Here is a 19464-nt window from a genome sequence, read left to right as displayed (position 1 = left end):
AACCATGATGAAATCCGCCAGGTGAGTTCCTTACATCCCTACGGGCCAAAATGCCCTCGTCTGTCTCGGATTGTCTCACCTGCGGTCTTACCTGTTTCGCCATCTTCTTGATTACACGTGCAACTACCGGACTGCGTTTTACCTTTGCTGACCTGGAACTGCCCTTTGAGCTTGTCTCAATGGGCGGCTCCAGGTCGATATTCTGTTCCCTTCACTAGCATTGACCACAGAATGCGCGCCGTTTTACTCGCCTGTGCCACCACCGCCACGTTGTAGTTTTTCTTTTGCAACAACGCGAACAACCACGGCATCCCTTCTTTGTGGCGTTCAATTACTGCCGCCACCGCGCGGGCACCGTGCACCAGCAAATACCGAAAGTAACCGTCACCCCGTTTGCTGATACTGCCCAATCGCTGTTTGCCACCGCTGGAGTGTTCACGCGGTGTCAGGCCCAGCCAAGCGGCAAATTGCTTCGCACTGTGAAATTGTTGCCCGTTACCTACTGACGCCACCAGATAGGTCGAGGTCATCACCCCGACACCCGGCACTTTCATCACCCGCTGACAGGCTGGCTGGGTCTGCGCCCACTGACTGAGCTCTTGCTCAATCAGGGTGACCTGGTCTTCGAGCGCCAGGATATGTTCAAACTGACGCGCCGCACTGCGGCGGACAAACGGGGACAACGCGATATCGCCATTCTCCAGTAGGTCAGGAACACCTTGGTGAAAAGCCCGTTGCCCGGTCGGCATCACCAGGCCAAACTCGGCCAGCATGGCTCGTAAGCTGTTCACACAGGCGATGCGTTCCCGGATGAGGATGTCACGCTCGGTGTGAAGAGTTAATACGGCCTGCTGCTCGGCGGTTTTCACTTGTACAAAGCGCATGTTGGGGCGGGTAACGGCTTCACAGATGGCTTCGGCATCGGCCGCATCGGTCTTGTTGGTTTTGACGTAAGGCTTGACGTACTGCGGCGGTATCAGTTTGACCTGATGACCGAACTGAGCCAGTACCCGTGCAAAATGATGACTGGAAGCACAGGCCTCCATGCCGATAAGACAGGGCTCTAACTGCATGATGAAAGGCACGAATTTATCGCGAGTCAGCTTTTTCTTCAGGACCGTATTGCCATTGTGATCAACACCATGAAGTTGGAAAACGTTTTTTGCCAAGTCAATACCGAGGGTAGATACTTTCATTTGGACGCTCCTGCTGTTGAGATTAGACACTCAAATTGTGGCACATTGCGATGCCGTGGTAGGAGCGTCCATCTCATTATCCCTGCCTGTCTCGCCTGAAACCGCCGTCCATGGCGGTTTCGCCTATGCGCCGTGTCTCCGTTCGGCGCCTTCAATGGCGTCAACACCGGTGCTCATCTAACCGATTGCACTGCATTAGGTTCTCTTATCAACACCCATGTTGATGTTGCCCGGTGCACACAGATTCAGGTGTTGACGTTGAGCGCATCATGGCCTGCTGAGCAAGACACCGTTGCCAAGGGCAACCGGCCATGGATGGCCGGTTGAGGCGATATGAACATGGACGTGAATTGAGCCGACCCGCCCGGCAACGGGGGCGTAGCGAAGGTACCCGCGCAGCGGGCAGGCCATGTTAAGCGTTGGCGCGGGTGCAGGGCCCCGCCTTGGGCCCTGCAATTGCCGCTCACTATCGTTTCATGGTATTACGCTCTGCTTACGGCAATTCCCATTACACCTGGCTTACATAAACCTGAATATTATTAATCACTCGCCTCATTGAGCACCTTAATATCCTCAACCTCCAGCTTTACCTCAATCGCCCCCACCAACTCATCCAACTGCGTTAACGAAGTGGCACTGACAATCGGCGCAGTAATGCTTGGCCGGGCGATCAACCAGGCCAATGCAACCTGTGTCGGCGTGCTCTGATGCTTGGCCGCTACCCGATCCAACGCCGCCAAAATGCGGAAGCCGCGCGGGTTAAGATAGCGGGCAACGATGGTGTCACCGCGCGGGCTCTTGCCCATATCCTGTTCGCTGCGGTATTTGCCGGTGAGAAAACCACTGGCCAACGAGAAGAAGTTAATCACCCCCAGGCCGTGCCGCTGTGCCACTCCTTCCAGCGCGGTTTCATAGCCTGCGCGGGCGTACAGATTGTATTCCGGCTGCAACGTTTCATAACGCGCCAAGCCGTTCTGCTCGCTGACTTTCAACGCTTCTTCCAGCCGATCCGCCTGATAGTTGGAAGCGCCAATCGCCCGCACTTTACCGGCTTTGATCAGCGCATCGAACGCCGCCAGGGTTTCAGCCAGCGGCGTATCGCGATCGTCATCATGGGACTGATACAGATCGATATAATCGGTTTGCAAACGGCGCAGAGAATCCTCCACCGCCTGTTGGATATAGCGTGGTGATAGCCCTTGTTTGCCCGCCCCCATCGGCTTACCTACCTTGGTGGCAATAATCACCTGCTCGCGTTTACCGCTTTTCTTCAGCCAGTTGCCGATCACCCTTTCCGATTCGCCGCCGTGATTACCCGGTGCCCAGTTGGAATACATATCAGCGGTATCAATGAAATTCAGTTGGTGATCCAGCAGCGCATCCAACAGGCTGAACGAAGTGGCTTCATCAGCGGTCCAGCCAAACACGTTGCCACCAAAAGTCAGCGCGGGCACCTGAATACCGGAACGGCCTAGTTCTCTTTTCACCATCATCAACTCCTGTAGAAAAATTATCGTGTTAAGTATCACTGCGGCTAATTATGTACTTTCTTCCGAAAAACCTGACGTTTCCTCCATATTTCCTTCATTTTTGTGCTGGCACGACTCGCTAAACTAGTATCCTGTTGGGAGTGTCACTTTTGGCAATGATTGCCCGCCTGTTTGTCTCTGGAGAGAGTCTTTATCACCATGAATGCAAAACCGAAACGCCGTTCATTGATACTACGCCTGCTGCTGGTGGTTATCGTGGTTATTGTTGCCATTCTGGCCTGGCGTCATTTCAACGCGCCACAAGCTACAGATGCAACACCGGGTGCTCGCCCGGCAGGTGCAGGGAATGCAGGCGCTGGTGGCAGAGCCGGTGGCAGGCGCAATGCCCCCATGCCACCGGTTCAGGCCGCCGCGGCTACCCAGCAAAGCGTGCCGCGTTTCCTGAGCGGGCTGGGTACTGCAACCGCAGCTAATACCGTGACCGTCACCAGCCGGGTAGACGGCCAACTGATGGCGATCCACTTCAGCGAAGGCCAACAGGTAAAAGCCGGTGATTTGCTGGTGGAAATCGACCCACGGCCGTATGAGGTGCAACTGACGCAGGCGCTGGGGCAACTGGCTAAAGATCAGGCCACGCTGGCCAATGCCAAACAGGATCTGGCGCGCTATCAACAACTGGTCAAAACCAACCTGATCTCGCGCCAGGAGCTGGACACCCAATCGTCACTGGTGCGCCAGAGCGAAGGGGCGGTCAAAGCCGATCAGGGTGCGGTCGACAGCGCTAAACTGCAAATCACCTACAGCAGGATCACCGCGCCGATTGATGGCCGCGTTGGCCTCAAACAGGTGGACGTGGGCAATTACATCTCCAGCGGCAGCACCACCGGGATTGTGGTAATCACCCAAACTCATCCGATTGACGTGGTTTTCACGCTGCCGGAAAGCAATATCGCCGATCTGGTGAAAGCACAGAAGGCCGGACCAGTCAGCGTCGAAGCCTGGGATCGCACCAACCAGCAGCCGTTGGCCAACGGCACACTGCTGAGCCTGGATAACCAGATTGATACGGCTACCGGCACCATCAAGCTGAAAGCCCGCTTTGATAATCAGGACGACACGCTGTTCCCGAATCAGTTCGTTAACGCACGGCTGAAGGTCGCCACCCTGCATAATGCGATCGTGATCCCAAGCGCCGCGCTGCAAATGGGCAATGAAGGCCACTTCGTCTGGATCTTGAGCGAAGATAATAAAGTCAGTAAGCACCGGGTTACCGCTGGCGTGCAGGACAGCCAACAGGTGGTGATCACCACCGGCGTGAACGTTGGCGATCGTGTGGTAACCGACGGTATCGATCGCCTAACCGAAGGCATGCAGGTGGAAGTACTGGCACCACTTGCTCCGCAAGAGGCATCGGCAACGGCCAAACCTAAGCACCCGCGTAAAGCGCAGGAGAAATCCTGATGCAGTCCATGCCCCCAAAGGCCGGCGGCGGGCCATCCCGGCTGTTTATCCTGCGCCCGGTGGCGACCACCCTGTTTATGCTGGCGATCCTGCTGGCCGGGATTATCGGTTACCGTGCCTTGCCGGTTTCTGCTTTACCAGAAGTGGATTACCCCACCATTCAGGTAGTGACCCTCTACCCCGGCGCGAGCCCGGACGTGGTCACTTCAGCGATCACCGCCCCGCTGGAGCGGCAGTTTGGCCAGATGTCCGGCCTGAAACAGATGGCTTCGCAGAGTTCCGGCGGAGCCTCGGTGATCACACTCCAGTTCCAGTTGGAACTACCGCTCGATGTCGCTGAGCAGGAAGTGCAGGCGGCGATCAACGCCGCCACCAACCTGCTGCCCAACGATCTGCCCTACCCACCGATTTACAGCAAGGTTAACCCTGCCGATCCGCCGATTCTGACGCTGGCGGTCACCTCTAACGCCATGCCGATGACGCAGGTGCAAGACATGGTAGAAACCCGCGTGGCGCAAAAGATTTCGCAGGTTTCCGGCGTCGGCCTGGTGACCCTTTCCGGCGGCCAGCGCCCGGCGGTGCGGGTTAAGCTCAATGCCGCTGCGGTCGCGGCCTACAAGCTGGACAGCGAAACCATCCGCACCGCCATCAGCAATGCCAACGTCAACTCTGCCAAGGGCAGCCTGGACGGCCCAACCCGCTCTGTCACGCTCTCTGCCAACGATCAGATGAAATCCGCAGAGGACTATCGTCAGCTGATTGTGGCGTATCAAAACGGCGCGGCCATTCGCCTGCAGGATATCGCCACCATCGAACAGGGGGCAGAAAACAACCGCCTGGCGGCCTGGGCCAACCATGAGCAGGCCATCGTGCTGAACATTCAGCGCCAGCCGGGGGCCAACGTGATCACCACTGCCGACAGCATCCGTGAAATGCTGCCGCAGTTGATCAAAAGCCTGCCCAAATCGGTGGAAGTAACAGTGTTGACCGATCGCACCAGCACTATTCGCGCCTCGGTCAGCGACGTGCAGTTCGAACTGTTGCTGGCGATCGTGCTGGTGGTGATGGTGATCTACGTGTTCCTGCGTAATGTGCCTGCCACTATTATCCCCAGCGTGGCGGTGCCGCTTTCGCTGGTCGGCACCTTTGCCGCCATGTACTTTCTTGGATTTTCGATCAACAACCTGACGCTGATGGCGTTGACCATCGCCACCGGTTTTGTGGTGGACGATGCCATCGTGGTGATCGAGAACATTTCGCGCTATATCGAGAAAGGCGAAAAGCCGCTGGATGCGGCGTTGAAAGGCGCAGGCGAGATCGGCTTCACCATTATCTCGCTGACCTTCTCGCTGGTGGCGGTGCTGATCCCGCTGCTGTTTATGGGGGATATCGTCGGCCGTCTGTTCCGCGAGTTTGCGGTGACGCTGGCGGTGGCGATCCTGATTTCCGCACTGGTGTCTTTAACACTCACACCGATGATGTGCGCGCGCATGCTCAGCCATGAGTCGTTGCGCAAGCAGAACCGCTTCTCCCGCGCTTCGGAACGCTTTTTTGAGCGGGTGATCGCCCAGTACGGCGTGTGGCTGAAAGTGGTGCTGAATCACCCTTGGCTGACGCTGGGCGTAGCGTTCAGCACGCTGATCCTCACCGTGCTGCTGTACTTGCTGATCCCGAAAGGCTTCTTCCCGGTGCAGGATAACGGCATCATTCAAGGCACGCTGGAAGCGCCGCAAAGCGTGTCGTTCAGCAATATGGCCGAACGCCAGCAGCAGGTTGCCGCTGAGATCCTGAAAGACCCGGCGGTAGAAAGCCTGACCTCGTTCGTCGGCGTCGATGGCAGCAATGCCACGCTCAATAGCGGGCGATTGCAGATCAACCTGAAGCCGCTGAGTGAACGCAGCGATCGCATTCCGGCGATCATTACCCGCCTGCAACAACAGACCGCGCAGTTCCCCGGCGTGAAGCTGTATCTGCAACCGGTGCAGGATCTGACCATTGATACTCAGGTGAGCCGCACCCAATACCAGTTCACGCTGCAAGCGATGTCCCTCGACCAGCTCAGCCAGTGGGTGCCGCAGTTGATGCAGGTGTTACAGCAGGCACCGCAGCTTACCGACGTCACCAGCAACTGGCAGGATCGGGGGTTGGTGGCATTTGTGAATGTCGATCGTGATTCTGCCTCGCGCCTGGGTATCACCATGAGTGCTATCGACAACGCGCTCTACAACGCCTTTGGCCAGCGGCTGATCTCCACCATCTACACCCAGGCCAACCAGTACCGGGTGGTGCTGGAGCATGATGTCAGCAGCACGCCGGGGCTGGCGGCGTTAAACGATATCCGTCTGACCAGCAGCAACGGCACCACCGTGCCGCTGAGCACCATCGCCAAGATTGAGGAACGTTTTGGCCCGCTGACGATCAATCATCTGGCTCAGTTCCCCTCCGCCACCGTGTCGTTCAACGTGGCCGCGGGCTTCTCGCTCGGTGAAGCGGTGGATGCCATTACTCAGGCAGAAAAAACCCTCAACATGCCAAACGACATTACCACCCAGTTCCAGGGCGCAACGCTGGCGTTCCAGGCGGCGCTCGGCAGCACGCTGTGGCTGATTTTGGCGGCGGTGGTGGCGATGTATATCGTGCTGGGCGTGCTGTATGAGAGCTTTATTCATCCGGTGACCATTCTCTCTACCCTGCCCACCGCCGGGGTCGGTGCCCTGCTGGCATTGATGATGTCCGGCCATGAGCTGGACGTGATTGCCATCATCGGCATCATCCTGTTGATTGGTATCGTGAAAAAGAACGCCATCATGATGATCGACTTCGCGCTGGCCGCCGAGCGCGAACAGGGGATGACGCCGTACGATGCCATTTATCAGGCCTGCCTGCTGCGTTTTCGCCCGATCCTGATGACCACGCTGGCCGCCCTGCTCGGCGCGCTGCCGCTGATGCTCAGCACCGGCGTGGGGGCTGAGCTGCGCCGCCCGCTGGGCGTCTGTATGGTGGGCGGGCTGGTGATGAGCCAGATCCTGACGCTGTTCACCACGCCGGTGATTTATCTGCTGTTTGACAAGCTGGCGCGCAATACCCATCGCCAGCCGGATGCGCAGGAGCTGCCGTGAAATTCTTCGCCCTGTTCATCTATCGGCCCGTTGCCACCACCCTGTTGACGCTGGCAATCGCCCTCGCCGGGGTGATGGGTTTCCGGCTGCTGCCGGTGTCACCGCTGCCGCAGATTGATTTCCCGGTGATTTCCATCAGCGCCTCACTGCCGGGGGCCGATCCGGAAACCATGGCGTCTTCGGTGGCCACTCCGCTGGAACGGGCGCTGGGCCGCATTGCCGGGGTCAGTGAAATGACCTCAACCAGTTCGCTGGGCAGTACGCGGATCATTTTGATGTTCGACCTCGATCGCGATATCAACGGTGCAGCGCGCGACGTGCAGGCGGCGATCAATGCGGCGCAAAGCCTGTTGCCGACCGGGATGCCGAGCCGCCCGACCTATCGCAAAATCAACCCGTCCGACGCACCGATCATGATCCTGACGCTAACCTCGGACACCTACAATCAGGGGCAGCTGTATGATTTTGCCTCCACGCAGTTGGCGCAGAAAATTGCCCAGACCGAAGGGGTGGGCGATGTGTCGGTGGGCGGCAGTTCCTTGCCTGCGGTGCGTGTGGAACTCAACCCCGGCGCGCTGTTCAATCAGGGCGTGTCGCTGGATGCGGTACGCCAGAGCATCGCCAATGCCAACGTTCGTCGGCCACAGGGCGCGGTAGACGACCCGCAGCAGCGCTGGCAGATCCAGGCCAATGATGAACTGAAAACCGCTGCCGCCTATCAGCCGCTGGTGATCCACTATAACAATGGCGCGGCGGTACGCCTGAGCGATGTGGCCAACGTCGTTGATTCGGTGCAGGACGTGCGTAACGCCGGGATGACCAACGCCAAACCGGCGATTATCCTGACCGTCAGCCGCTCACCGGGTGCCAATATCATCGAAACCGTCGATCGCATCCGCGCCGAACTGCCCGCCCTGCGGGAAAATATTCCGGCTTCCATCCAGCTGAATATCGCGCAGGATCGCTCCCCCACCATTCGCGCTTCATTGGCAGAAGTGGAACGATCGTTGATGATTGCCATCGGCCTGGTGATCCTGGTGGTGTTTATCTTCCTGCGCTCTGGCCGCGCGACGCTGATCCCGGCGGTAGCGGTGCCGGTTTCGCTGATCGGTTCCTTTGCCGCCATGTACCTGTGCGGTTTCAGTTTAAACAACCTGTCGCTGATGGCGCTGACCATCGCCACTGGCTTTGTGGTGGATGATGCCATTGTGGTGCTGGAGAATATCTCTCGCCACGTCGAAGCCGGGATGAAGCCGATAAAGGCCGCGCTGCAAGGGGTGCGAGAAGTGGGGTTCACCGTGCTTTCCATGAGCGTGTCGCTGGTAGCGGTGTTTATTCCGTTGCTGTTTATGGGCGGTCTGCCGGGCCGGTTATTCCACGAATTTGCCGTCACGCTGTCGGTATCCATCGGGCTGTCGCTGCTGATCTCGCTAACGCTGACGCCAATGATGTGCGCCTATCTGCTGCGCTATCAGCCTGCTCGCGCGCAGCGGCGCGTACGCGGTTTTGGCAAAGTTTTACTGGCGCTACAACGGGGTTATGGCCGCTCGCTGAACTGGGTGCTCGGCCATTCGCGCTGGGTGCTGGCGCTGTTTTTAGCCACTATTGCCCTTAACGTCTGGCTGTATATCAGCATTCCGAAAACCTTCTTCCCCGAGCTGGATACCGGCCGCCTGATGGGCTTTATCCAAGCGGATCAGAGCATTTCGTTCCAGGCGATGCGCGGCAAGCTGGAAGATTTTATGAAGATCGTACGGGAAGACAAAGACGTGGATAACGTCACTGGCTTTACCGGCGGTTCACGCACCAACAGCGGTTCGATGTTTATCTCGCTCAAGCCGCTGTCAGAACGCAGCGACGATGCGCAAAAGGTGATCGCCCGGCTACGCGCCAAACTGGCGAAAGAGCCCGGAGCCAGCCTGTTCCTGATGGCGGTACAGGATATCCGCGCCGGTGGGCGGCAATCCAACGCCAGCTATCAGTACACGCTGTTGGCGGACGATCTCCGCGAACTGCGCGAATGGGAACCGAAGATTCGCCTGGCGTTTGCCGATCTGCCGGAGCTGGTTGACGTTAACTCCGATCAGCAGGACCGAGGCTCGGAAATGGATCTGTCTTACGATCGCGAAACCATGGCGCGGCTGGGTATTTCTATTACCGATGCCAACAATCTGCTGAACAACGCCTTCGGTCAGCGCCAGATTTCCACCATCTATCAACCGCTGAACCAGTACAAAGTGGTGATGGAGGTGGCTCCGCCTTATACCCAGGACGTGAGTTCGCTGGAAAAGATGTTCGTGATTAACAAAGACGGCCAGGCGATTCCGCTGTCCTATTTTGCCCGCTGGCAACCGGCTAATGCTCCGCTTGCGGTCAACCATCAGGGGCTTTCAGCGGCCTCAACCATTTCGTTTAACCTGCCGGAAGGCGGCAGCCTGTCCGATGCCACCACCGCCATTGAGCGCGCCATGACGCAGATCGGCGTGCCCTCCACGGTGCGTGGCGCGTTTGCCGGTACCGCGCAGGTGTTCCAGGAAACGCTGCAATCGCAGCTGCTGCTGATCGCCGCCGCCATCGCCACGGTGTATATCGTGCTGGGGATGTTGTATGAGAGCTATATCCATCCGCTGACCATCCTCTCCACCCTGCCTTCAGCCGGGGTGGGTGCCTTGCTGGCGCTGCAACTGTTCGGCGCGCCGTTCAGCCTGATCGCCTTAATTGGGATCATGCTGCTGATCGGCATTGTGAAGAAGAACGCCATCATGATGGTCGATTTTGCCCTCGACGCGCAGCGTAATAGCGGCCTCAGCGCCCACGAGGCGATTTTCCAGGCCAGCCTGCTGCGTTTCCGGCCGATTATGATGACCACGCTGGCAGCGCTGTTCGGCGCGCTGCCGCTGGTGCTGACCAGCGGTGACGGGGCGGAGCTGCGCCAACCGCTCGGTATCACCATCGCTGGGGGATTGGTGATGAGCCAGTTACTGACGCTGTATACCACTCCGGTGATTTATCTGTATTTCGATCGGCTACAGATGAAGTTCCGCCGTGGTAAAAAATTGGCACCGCTGCCGCAATAAATGGCTACCACGATAATGCTCGTCAGTTAAGGCTAACCCTCTCCTTCGGGGTTAGGGTGAGGGTGAGGGTGAGGGTGAGGGGAAGATCAGCGAACTACAAGCCCCTCACCCCGGCCCTCTCCCACAGGGAGAGGGGGACTACAACTTTACCAATGGCTGCATGACTATGCGGTTTTTCGCTTAACTGACCGGCATTAGCTATCACGATAGCTTTTAATATGAAAGGTAGGTGAATGATTACCAGACAGACCGCCCCAGTGCAATGGCAGCTATGGATTGTGGCCTTTGGCTTCTTTATGCAGGCGCTGGATACCACCATCGTTAATACCGCGCTGCCGTCGATCGCCGCCAGCCTGGGGGAAAACCCGCTGCGCATGCAGTCGGTGATTGTTTCCTATGTACTGACGGTAGCAGTGATGCTGCCCGCCAGCGGCTGGCTGGCGGATAAGATTGGCACTCAGCGGGTGTTCCTCTGCGCCATTGTTTTATTCACGCTCGGTTCGGTGCTGTGCGCCCAGGCGGAAACCCTGCGTGAGCTGGTAGCGTTTCGTGTAGTGCAGGGCATTGGCGGTGCGATGATGGTGCCGGTCGGCAGGCTGACGGTGATGAAGATCGTCCCGCGTGAACAGTATATGGCGGCCATGACCTTTGTGATCCTCCCCAGCCAGATCGGCCCGCTGATGGGGCCGGTGCTGGGTGGTTTTCTGGTGCAATACGCCAACTGGCACTGGATCTTCCTGATCAACATCCCGGTAGGGATTGTCGGCGCTATCGCCACCCTGCTGTTGATGCCCAATTACCGTATGCAGACCCGCCGCTTTGATATCAGCGGCTTTATCATGCTGGCAATCGGCATGGCAACGCTGACGCTGGCGCTCGACGGGCATAAAGGCATGGGGCTCTCCCCCACGATCCTGCTCGGGCTGGTGATTCTGGGCTGTGCGGCGCTGGCCGGTTACTGGTGGCACGCCAAGGGCAACAGCCGAGCACTGTTCTCACTGCGGCTGTTTAAAACCGAAACCTACAGAATCGGCCTGACCGGTAGCCTGTTGGGGCGCATCGGCAGCGGTATGTTGCCGTTTATGACGCCGCTGTTCCTGCAGATCGGCATGGGGTTTTCACCTTTCCATGCCGGGCTGATGATGATCCCGATGATCATTGGCAGCATGAGCATGAAAGGTATTGTGGTGCAGACCGTCAACCGTTTTGGCTATCGCCATGTGCTGGTCGCCACCACGCTGTTGTTGGCAGTGATCAGTTTAACCCTGCCGCTGGTGGCGATGCTCGGCTGGGTCTATCTGCTGCCGGTGGTGCTGTTCTTCCAAGGGATGGTCAACTCGCTGCGTTTCTCGTCCATGAATACCCTGACGCTAAAAGACCTGCCCGATCGCCTGGCCAGCAGCGGCAACAGCCTGTTGTCGATGGTGATGCAGCTTTCCATGAGCCTGGGGGTCAGCGTGGCCGGGATCCTGATCGGCAGTTTCGCCCATCATCAGGTGGTGGCCGACAGCGCTGCCATCCACAGCGCATTTATCTACAGTTACGCCTGCATGGCACTGATCATCGCCCTGCCTGCGCTGGTTTTCGCCCGCGTACCGGCCAACATCGCGCCCAATCGCACGCTGACAAAAGGGCCGAGTAACGGCTCAACGAGGTTGCAATGAGAATAGGCATCACCGGCAAACTGTTCATGGCGATCTTCGCCACCTGCATGCTGGTGCTGATCACCATGCACTGGGGAGTACGCATCAGCTTTGAACGGGGATTTATCGACTATATCAAACAGAGTAACGAACAGCGTATCGCCCTACTCGCCGACGCTTTGGAAGAGCAATACCGTCAGCATGGTAACTGGGCGTTCCTGCGCAATAACGATCAGATGGTGTACCGTATCGTGCGCTCTCTCGAACAAAGCAGCGACCGTGACCATAATCTGCCGCCCAAAGGCTGGCGTTCGCAGTTCTGGATCGTCGATAACCAGTATCAACGGCTGGTAGGGCATTCAGGCCCGATACCGAAAGAGAGCACCCGCCATCCGATCCATTACAACAATCAGATCGTCGGCTGGGTGATGGCGGCCCCGCCGGAGAAGCTGACGCGTAATGCCGATATCAACTTCGATCGGCAGCAAAAACGCACCAGTTGGCTGATCGTCGCGCTGTCGACGCTGCTGGCAGCGGCGGTCACCTGGCTGCTGTCGCGCGGCCTGCTGGCACCGGTAAAACGGCTGGTGGCAGGCACGCACCGCTTGGCGGCGGGGGATTTCAGCGCCCGCGTCACCGCCAGCAGCCAGGATGAACTGGGCCGGTTGGCGCAGGATTTCAACCACCTTGCCATTTCGCTGGAAAAGAACGAACAGATGCGGCGAGCGTTTATGGCCGATATCTCGCACGAACTGCGCACCCCGCTGGCGGTGCTGCGCGGTGAGCTGGAGGCCTTGCAGGATGGCGTGCGCCAACAGACACCGGCATCGATCAGTTCGCTATTGGCAGAAGTGTCTACCCTCACCAAACTGGTGGACGATCTGCATCAGCTTTCGCTGTCCGATCTCGGTGCCCTGGCCTACCGTAAATCATCGGTAGATTGTGTCCATCTGGTGCAAATCGCCGTCGCCGCCTTCCGTGAGCGTTTTCATGCCAAAGGGCTGGAGATCGTCACCCAGTTACCGCAACAGGCGAAGCTGTTCGGCGATCCGGATCGCCTCAACCAGTTGTTCAACAATCTGCTGGAGAACAGCCTGCGCTATACCGATCCTGGCGGCAGGCTGGAGGTCGGCATCGAATCGCTGCCGGGCATGGTGCGGATTTACTGGCAGGACAGCGTCCCCGGCGTCAGTGACGAGCAGTTGGCCCGCATCTTCGAACGCTTTTACCGCACCGAGGGTTCACGCAACCGCGCCAGCGGCGGAGCCGGGTTAGGGCTGGCCATCAGCCAGAACATTGTAGAAGCGCATAATGGTACGATCCACGCTCAGCATTCGCCTTTCGGCGGCGTGCGCATTACAGTAGATTTCCCCACTCAAGTGAACAACAAGGCTCCATAATGGAAAATCCGAACCCGCCATTGCAGATTATGATTGTCGAAGATGAGCCCAAGCTGGGCCAATTGCTGGTGGATTATCTACAGGCGGCGGGCTACGCCACGCGCTGGCTAAGCAACGGCCGCGAGGTGGTTCCGGCGGTGCATGAACAGCAACCGGCGCTGATCCTGCTGGATCTGATGCTGCCGGGTTGCGATGGTTTAACCATCTGCCGCGATCTGCGCCGCTTTACCGACGTGCCGATCATGATGGTGACCGCCAAAATTGAGGAGATCGACCGCCTGTTGGGGTTAGAGATTGGTGCCGATGACTATATCTGCAAACCCTATAGCCCGCGTGAAGTGGTTGCCCGAGTAAAAGCCATTCTGCGCCGCTGCTACCGGCCGATGGAACAGGGTGACGAAGAAGCGCTGTTACATATTGATGAACCGCGCTTCCAGGCCAGCTATAGCGGCCATACCTTGGATCTGACGCCGGCAGAATTCCGCCTGTTGAAAACCCTGGCCTGCCAGCCGGGCAACGTATTCTCACGCGAGCAGTTGTTGAACAACCTGTATGACGATTACCGCGTGGTGACCGATCGCACCATCGACAGCCATATCAAAAACCTGCGCCGCAAGCTGGAACTGATTGACGGCGACAAAGCCTTTATCCGTTCGGTTTACGGCGTCGGCTATCGCTGGGAAGCCGAACCATGCCGGTTGGTAAACGGCTTGGCTTAAATCCCTGCCGCGCAAGTGTAGAGATCACATATCCCACGATTATTTCGCTGCTCAAACGTCAGTTTTCAAGCTATTGGCTACAATTAGCTCTGTCATTGGAACCAAGCGGAGAAGGACTATGGCAACCGGCCACTATGAGCTAAAAAAATTGAGTAATGGACAGTACCACTTCACCCTGAAAGCCAGTAATGGAGAGATCATTCTTTCCAGCGAGATGTACGCCAGCAAGGCCTCAGCGGAAAACGGCATTGCGTCTGTGCAAGCCAATGCGCCCGATGAGGCCCAGTTTGAACTGAAGACCGGCAGTAATGAAAAGCCCTACTTTGTGCTGAAAGCCAAAAACCAGCAGGTGATCGGCACCAGTCAGATGTACAGTTCAGAAAGCGCGGCAAAAAACGGCGTTCAGTCAGTGATCAAATATGGCCCAACCCCTCATGTACGTGATTTGAACGCTTGAATCATGTCGATGTTAGACACAACCCACCTGCAAACTACCGAAAACACCCCAATCGCTGAGCCAACTCAGCGCTTGGGGTGAATAAAGGCCTCCCTGAAGAACAGCGAACCCCCTAAATAATTCCGGTTAATTGCTGATTTCTTGCCGGGCTGCCGTTACAATCCCCCACTTTCGCTGCGCCATTAAGTGGCGCGGTGCTGACCTGAAATCAGACCGAGAATCACGATGTTTACACCAGAACTCCTTTCCCCGGCGGGAACGCTGAAAAACATGCGTTTCGCCTTTGCTTATGGTGCCGATGCGGTATACGCCGGCCAGCCTCGTTACAGCCTGCGGGTGCGTAACAACGAATTCAACCACGAGAATCTGGCGCTGGGGATTAATGAAGCCCATGCGCTAGGTAAAAAATTCTACGTGGTGGTTAACATCGCACCGCACAATGCCAAGCTGAAAACCTTCCTGCGCGATCTCAAACCGGTGATCGACATGGGCCCGGATGCGTTGATTATGTCCGACCCGGGCCTGATCATGATGGTGCGCGAAGCCTTCCCACAGATAGATATTCATCTTTCGGTGCAGGCCAACGCGGTCAACTGGGCCACGGTAAAATTCTGGCAGCAGATGGGGCTGACGCGCGTGATTCTGTCGCGTGAGCTGTCGTTGGATGAGATCGCAGAAATCCGCAGCCAGGTGCCAGAAATGGAGCTGGAGATTTTCGTCCACGGTGCGCTGTGCATGGCCTATTCCGGCCGCTGCCTGCTTTCCGGCTATATCAACAAGCGCGATCCGAACCAAGGTACTTGCACCAATGCCTGCCGCTGGCAGTACAAAGCGGAAGAAGGCAAAGAGGACGATACCGGCAGCATCGTGCATATGCATGAGCCGATCCCGGTGCAGAACGTTGAGCCAACGCTCGGCATCGGCGCACCAACGGATAAAGTGTTTATGCTTTCCGAAGCGCAAAAACCCGGCGAGTACATGAGTGCCTTCGAAGATGAACACGGCACCTACATCATGAACTCGAAAGACCTGCGTGCCATCCAGCACGTGGAGCGCCTGACGCAGCTTGGCGTGCATTCGCTGAAAATCGAAGGCCGCACCAAATCCTTCTACTACTGCGCGCGTACTGCGCAGGTGTATCGCCGCGCCATTGACGATGCCGTTGCCGGTAAGCCGTTTGATCCCACCCTGCTCACCACGCTGGAAGGGCTGGCGCACCGTGGTTATACCGAAGGTTTCCTGCGTCGTCACACCCACGATACCCACCAGAATTATGATTACGGCTCTTCGATCTCCGAACGTCAGCAATTTGTCGGTGAATTCACCGGCGTGCGTCGTAACGGTTGGGCTGAAGTGGATGTGAAAAATAAATTTCTGTGCGGCGACAGCGTGGAAATGATGACACCCGGCGGTAACGTCTTGTTTACCTTGGAAAGCATGCAGAATAAGAAAGGTGAGGCCATTGACGTTGCGCCAGGTAATGGCCATATCGTTTATTTGCCGATCCCAGAAGATGTTGACCTGAATTACGCCTTGTTGATTCGCAATCTGCCAGAAGAAAATAGCGAACCGCAATAAGCCGTTTATCGCCACCTCAGCCGGTGGCGATTTTTTAGCAAATATTAGAATCAGATCACATCAATTACCGTACAGCTTGGTTATTATCACGCTGCTTAAAACTAATAACGAAAATATTTGCATAGCAATACTAGGAACCACCTCCTTAGCCAACCCAATCTCCCTTGGGTTGGCTTTTTCTTTTCTTATTCCCCGCTGTTTTCATTGCATTAACTCATTATCGCCAAAGCCAGCGCGGGGCGCGTTCACGCCGTCAACCAGCCAAAAACTGAGATTATTGATAGGAATTCGCCGGTAAAATACGGGAAACAGTCATTTTTATAAGATATTTCTTAATTTTAATTTAACGAGAATAGCGAGCTCTTCCTTATATATAAATTTTAATATAACGATTAAGAATTTTTTTAATGTGAACATTTATACCGAGATAAAAATATCCCAATTTCAGAAGAAAATGCCGTTATAGTCAGCCGCGATATACTATTACCCGAATATTCCGGTGGCCCATCCCCCTGTTGTGGTTTATCGTCTAGATACATTCATTTTCACCCAGGGGATAAAAATGAGCCAACACGCGTCAGCGCTGCTTATCATTAACGGCAAAAGCGCCAGCAACGAGGAAATACGTTTCTCGGTGAAAACGCTGCGGGATGAAGGCCTGACTTTGCATGTTCGCGTGACCTGGGAACAAGGTGACGTTGCCCGTTTCGTCGCAGAAGCCTGTCAACTGGGAGCGGGAACGGTGATCGCCGGTGGGGGCGACGGCACCATTAACGAGGTGGTCACCGCGCTGGCCCAACTCCCGCCCACCACACGGCCGATATTGGGCATTGTGCCGCTGGGCACCGCCAATGACTTCGCCACCGCCTGTAATATCCCTCTGGCGGCGGACCAAGCGCTGCAATTGGCGATCAAGGGCCGAGTCGTGCCAATCGATTTGGCGAAAGTTAACGAAGATCGCTATTTCATCAATATGGCTACCGGCGGTTTTGGTACGCGTATCACCACCGAAACCCCGGAAAAACTGAAAGCGGCACTGGGTGGCGTTTCCTATTTCATCCATGGCCTCTTGCGCATGGATACGCTGCAAGCCGATCGCTGTGAGATCCGTGGGCCAGATTTCCATTGGTCCGGTGACGCGCTGGTGATTGGTATCGGCAACGGTAAACAGGCCGGTGGCGGGCAGAAACTGTGCCCTGGCGCGCTGATCAACGACGGCCTACTGCAACTACGCTTGCTGACCGCTGAAGAGTTGCTGCCGGCCTTGATCAACAGCCTGTTCAGCGGTGAAGAAAACAGCAGCGTGATCGATGCCTCATTGCCCTGGCTTGAAATTAGCGCGCCTCACGAAATCACCTTCAACCTCGATGGTGAGCCGCTAAAAGGTAAGCATTTCCGTATTGAATTACTGCCAAACGCGATTGAGTGCCGCTTGCCACCCAACTGTGAGCTGTTGGGTTAATCTGCCGCCATACTGTTTCGCCCTCAATAAAAAATTTAACCATCTGTTTTTAAAACAAAATCCACTCCAAGCCCGACAATGTCGGGCACTTTTTATTGCCATAAACTCCCCGCATCCTGGCTTACCTTGGCTTAAAACTTCCTTTTCTTTCATTTTAATCTTTCATAATAAAATATTTATCTTTCAAACTGTGATCCATTTAAAACAAATAACTTCATAAAATGATTACTGTAGACCCATGGCGACAGAGCCGCTGTTCGCTCCAGGCCATTTCATCCATCACAGGAGAAAATAATGATTGATCTAATAACCCACGGAGCCGAATGGTTTATCGGCCTGTTTCAAAAAGGTGGTGAGGTGTTTGTCAGCATGGTGACCGGCATCTTACCTTTGTTGATCTGCCTGTTAGTTATCATGAACGCGCTGATCAAATTTGTTGGCCAGGAACGAATCGAACGATTGGCACAGCGTTGTGCAGGTAACCCGGTTTCACGCTACCTGCTGCTGCCGCTGATCGGTACCTTTGTGTTTTGTAACCCCATGACCCTGAGCCTTGGGCGCTTTATGCCCGAGAAATACAAACCGAGCTACTACGCCGCGGCTTCTTACAGTTGCCACTCGATGAACGGCCTGTTCCCGCATATCAACCCCGGTGAACTGTTCGTTTACCTCGGCGTCGCCAGCGGGCTGACCACGCTGGGCTTGCCGCTGGCCCCGCTGGCCGTGAGCTATTTCCTGGTTGGGCTGTTCACCAACTTCTTCCGTGGTTGGATCACCGATCTCACCACCAGCCTGTTCGAACGCAAGATGGGCATCAAACTGGATCGTCAGGTTCAACTTTAATTTGTGGAGTACAGCATGAGCGCTTATATCCGTATTGAGAAAGGTGCCAGCGGCTGGGGTGGCCCACTGCAACTGGCTATCGAACCGGGCAAGAAGGTTGTCTATATCACCGCCGGTACCCGCCCGGCGATCGTCGACAAAATCAGTGAACTGACCGGCTGGCCAGCGGTTGACGGTTTTAAAGAGGGTGAACCGCCAACAGAAGAAATCGGCGTGATGATTATCGACTGCGGTGGCACCTTGCGCTGCGGTATTTACCCGAAACGCCGCATTCCGACCATCAACATTCATGCCACCGGTCAATCCGGCCCGTTGGCGCAGTTTATTCTGGAAGATATCTACGTTTCCGGCGTGCGGGAAAACAATATCAGCCTGGTTGAGGTGGCTGATGGCGCGGCAACGGCCCCGGTCACGGAAAAACCCGTAGCACCAAAAGTGCGCGACTACGACACCAGCAAGAAGATCACCGAGCAAAGTGATGGCTTGCTGGCCAAAGTCGGCATGGGCATGGGTTCGGTGGTGGCGGTGTTCTTCCAGGCTGGCCGTGACACCATCGACACCATCCTGAAAACCATCCTGCCGTTTATGGCCTTCGTCTCGGCGCTGATCGGCATCATCCTGGCCTCTGGGCTCGGGGACTTTATCGCTCACGGCCTGACGCCGCTGGCCAACAGCCCGATCGGCCTGGTGACGCTGGCGCTAATCTGCTCCTTCCCGCTGCTTTCGCCGTTCCTTGGCCCAGGCGCGGTGATTGCTCAGGTGATCGGCGTGTTGGTCGGCGTGCAGATTGGCCTTGGCCATATCCCGCCGCAGTTGGCCTTACCGGCGCTGTTTGCCATTAACGCACAGGCCGCCTGTGACTTTATCCCGGTGGGCCTGTCTTTGGCTGAAGCCAAGCAGGATACGGTGCGCGTCGGCGTACCTTCGGTACTGGTCGGGCGCTTCCTCACCGGCGCACCCACAGTGCTGATCGCCTGGGCGGCATCGGCCTTTATTTATCAATAAGTTGATCAGGGGAA

The 19464-nt window shown here is 56.5% G+C and carries 13 protein-coding genes; 11 read left to right on the top strand and 2 right to left on the bottom strand.

The genetic code is table 11. From position 1 onward, the window contains the following. Nucleotides 1–176 precede the first annotated feature (176 nt). Nucleotides 177–1196 carry an IS110 family RNA-guided transposase gene (locus tag ACX1CU_RS06390; RefSeq protein WP_459401757.1) on the bottom strand — a complete coding sequence of 340 codons (1020 nt, stop codon included), beginning with the start codon at nt 1194–1196 and terminating at the stop codon, nt 177–179. A 539-nt stretch (nt 1197–1735) separates the two neighbouring features. Then, nucleotides 1736–2686: an aldo/keto reductase gene (locus ACX1CU_RS06385; RefSeq protein WP_459402734.1), complete on the bottom strand. Its 951-nt coding sequence runs from the start codon at nt 2684–2686 to the stop codon at nt 1736–1738. Between the two features lie 198 nt (nt 2687–2884). Here ACX1CU_RS06385 and ACX1CU_RS06380 point away from each other — a divergent pair, with 198 nt between their 5' ends. From ACX1CU_RS06380 to srlE, 11 genes are all read left to right on the top strand, one after another. After that, nucleotides 2885–4147 (top strand): MdtA/MuxA family multidrug efflux RND transporter periplasmic adaptor subunit, encoded by a 1263-nt coding sequence (locus tag ACX1CU_RS06380; protein WP_459401756.1) that lies wholly within the window; start codon nt 2885–2887, stop codon nt 4145–4147. Beyond that, complete coding sequence (locus ACX1CU_RS06375) at nt 4147–7266, top strand: MdtB/MuxB family multidrug efflux RND transporter permease subunit (RefSeq protein ID WP_459401755.1); 3120 nt, start codon at nt 4147–4149, stop codon at nt 7264–7266. The genes ACX1CU_RS06380 and ACX1CU_RS06375 overlap by 1 nt, the downstream gene beginning before the upstream one ends. Beyond that, complete coding sequence (mdtC, locus tag ACX1CU_RS06370; RefSeq protein ID WP_459401754.1) at nt 7263–10343, top strand: multidrug efflux RND transporter permease subunit MdtC; 3081 nt, start codon at nt 7263–7265, stop codon at nt 10341–10343. The genes ACX1CU_RS06375 and mdtC overlap by 4 nt, the downstream gene beginning before the upstream one ends. 233 nt (nt 10344–10576) lie before the next feature. Then, nucleotides 10577–12007 (top strand): multidrug transporter subunit MdtD, encoded by a 1431-nt coding sequence (gene mdtD, locus ACX1CU_RS06365; protein WP_459401753.1) that lies wholly within the window; start codon nt 10577–10579, stop codon nt 12005–12007. Then, entirely contained in the window at nt 12004–13386 is a 1383-nt protein-coding gene (gene baeS, locus ACX1CU_RS06360) for an envelope stress sensor histidine kinase BaeS (protein WP_459401752.1), read from the top strand. The genes mdtD and baeS overlap by 4 nt, the downstream gene beginning before the upstream one ends. After that, complete coding sequence (baeR, locus tag ACX1CU_RS06355) at nt 13386–14105, top strand: envelope stress response regulator BaeR (protein ID WP_459401751.1); 720 nt, start codon at nt 13386–13388, stop codon at nt 14103–14105. The genes baeS and baeR overlap by 1 nt, the downstream gene beginning before the upstream one ends. Nucleotides 14106–14223: 118 nt before the next feature. After that, complete coding sequence (locus ACX1CU_RS06350) at nt 14224–14562, top strand: YegP family protein (RefSeq protein ID WP_459401750.1); 339 nt, start codon at nt 14224–14226, stop codon at nt 14560–14562. A 225-nt stretch (nt 14563–14787) separates the two neighbouring features. Further along, a complete protein-coding gene (gene trhP / locus ACX1CU_RS06345; RefSeq protein ID WP_459401749.1) occupies nt 14788–16140 on the top strand; it encodes a prephenate-dependent tRNA uridine(34) hydroxylase TrhP in 1353 nt (450 codons plus the stop codon). A gap of 562 nt (nt 16141–16702) precedes the next feature. Next, a complete protein-coding gene (gene yegS, locus ACX1CU_RS06340) occupies nt 16703–17602 on the top strand; it encodes a lipid kinase YegS (protein ID WP_459401748.1) in 900 nt (299 codons plus the stop codon). Nucleotides 17603–17896: 294 nt separating this feature from the next. Continuing rightward, a complete protein-coding gene (gene srlA, locus ACX1CU_RS06335; RefSeq protein ID WP_459401747.1) occupies nt 17897–18445 on the top strand; it encodes a PTS glucitol/sorbitol transporter subunit IIC in 549 nt (182 codons plus the stop codon). Nucleotides 18446–18460: 15 nt separating this feature from the next. Further along, complete coding sequence (srlE, locus tag ACX1CU_RS06330; RefSeq protein WP_459401746.1) at nt 18461–19450, top strand: PTS glucitol/sorbitol transporter subunit IIB; 990 nt, start codon at nt 18461–18463, stop codon at nt 19448–19450. The last annotated feature ends 14 nt before the right edge of the window (nt 19451–19464 follow it).

It is taken from the genome of Serratia sp. D1N4 (genome assembly GCF_054552755.1).
Note: the sequence above shows the minus strand (reverse complement) of the source record. Positions and strands in the feature narration are given on the sequence as shown.

Excerpts from the sequence above, each read along its gene's own strand:
- ACX1CU_RS06375 (WP_459401755.1), top strand. The coding sequence starts at position 4,147 with ATGCAGTCCATGCCCCCAAAGGCCGGCGGCGGGCCATCCCGGCTGTTT.
- ACX1CU_RS06350 (WP_459401750.1), top strand. The coding sequence starts at position 14,224 with ATGGCAACCGGCCACTATGAGCTAAAAAAATTGAGTAATGGACAGTAC.
- baeS (WP_459401752.1), top strand. The coding sequence starts at position 12,004 with ATGAGAATAGGCATCACCGGCAAACTGTTCATGGCGATCTTCGCCACC.
- baeR (WP_459401751.1), top strand. The coding sequence starts at position 13,386 with ATGGAAAATCCGAACCCGCCATTGCAGATTATGATTGTCGAAGATGAG.
- ACX1CU_RS06390 (WP_459401757.1), bottom strand. The coding sequence starts at position 1,196 with ATGAAAGTATCTACCCTCGGTATTGACTTGGCAAAAAACGTTTTCCAA.
- mdtD (WP_459401753.1), top strand. The coding sequence starts at position 10,577 with ATGATTACCAGACAGACCGCCCCAGTGCAATGGCAGCTATGGATTGTG.
- ACX1CU_RS06385 (WP_459402734.1), bottom strand. The coding sequence starts at position 2,686 with ATGGTGAAAAGAGAACTAGGCCGTTCCGGTATTCAGGTGCCCGCGCTG.
- srlA (WP_459401747.1), top strand. The coding sequence starts at position 17,897 with ATGATTGATCTAATAACCCACGGAGCCGAATGGTTTATCGGCCTGTTT.
- ACX1CU_RS06380 (WP_459401756.1), top strand. The coding sequence starts at position 2,885 with ATGAATGCAAAACCGAAACGCCGTTCATTGATACTACGCCTGCTGCTG.
- yegS (WP_459401748.1), top strand. The coding sequence starts at position 16,703 with ATGAGCCAACACGCGTCAGCGCTGCTTATCATTAACGGCAAAAGCGCC.
- trhP (WP_459401749.1), top strand. The coding sequence starts at position 14,788 with ATGTTTACACCAGAACTCCTTTCCCCGGCGGGAACGCTGAAAAACATG.
- srlE (WP_459401746.1), top strand. The coding sequence starts at position 18,461 with ATGAGCGCTTATATCCGTATTGAGAAAGGTGCCAGCGGCTGGGGTGGC.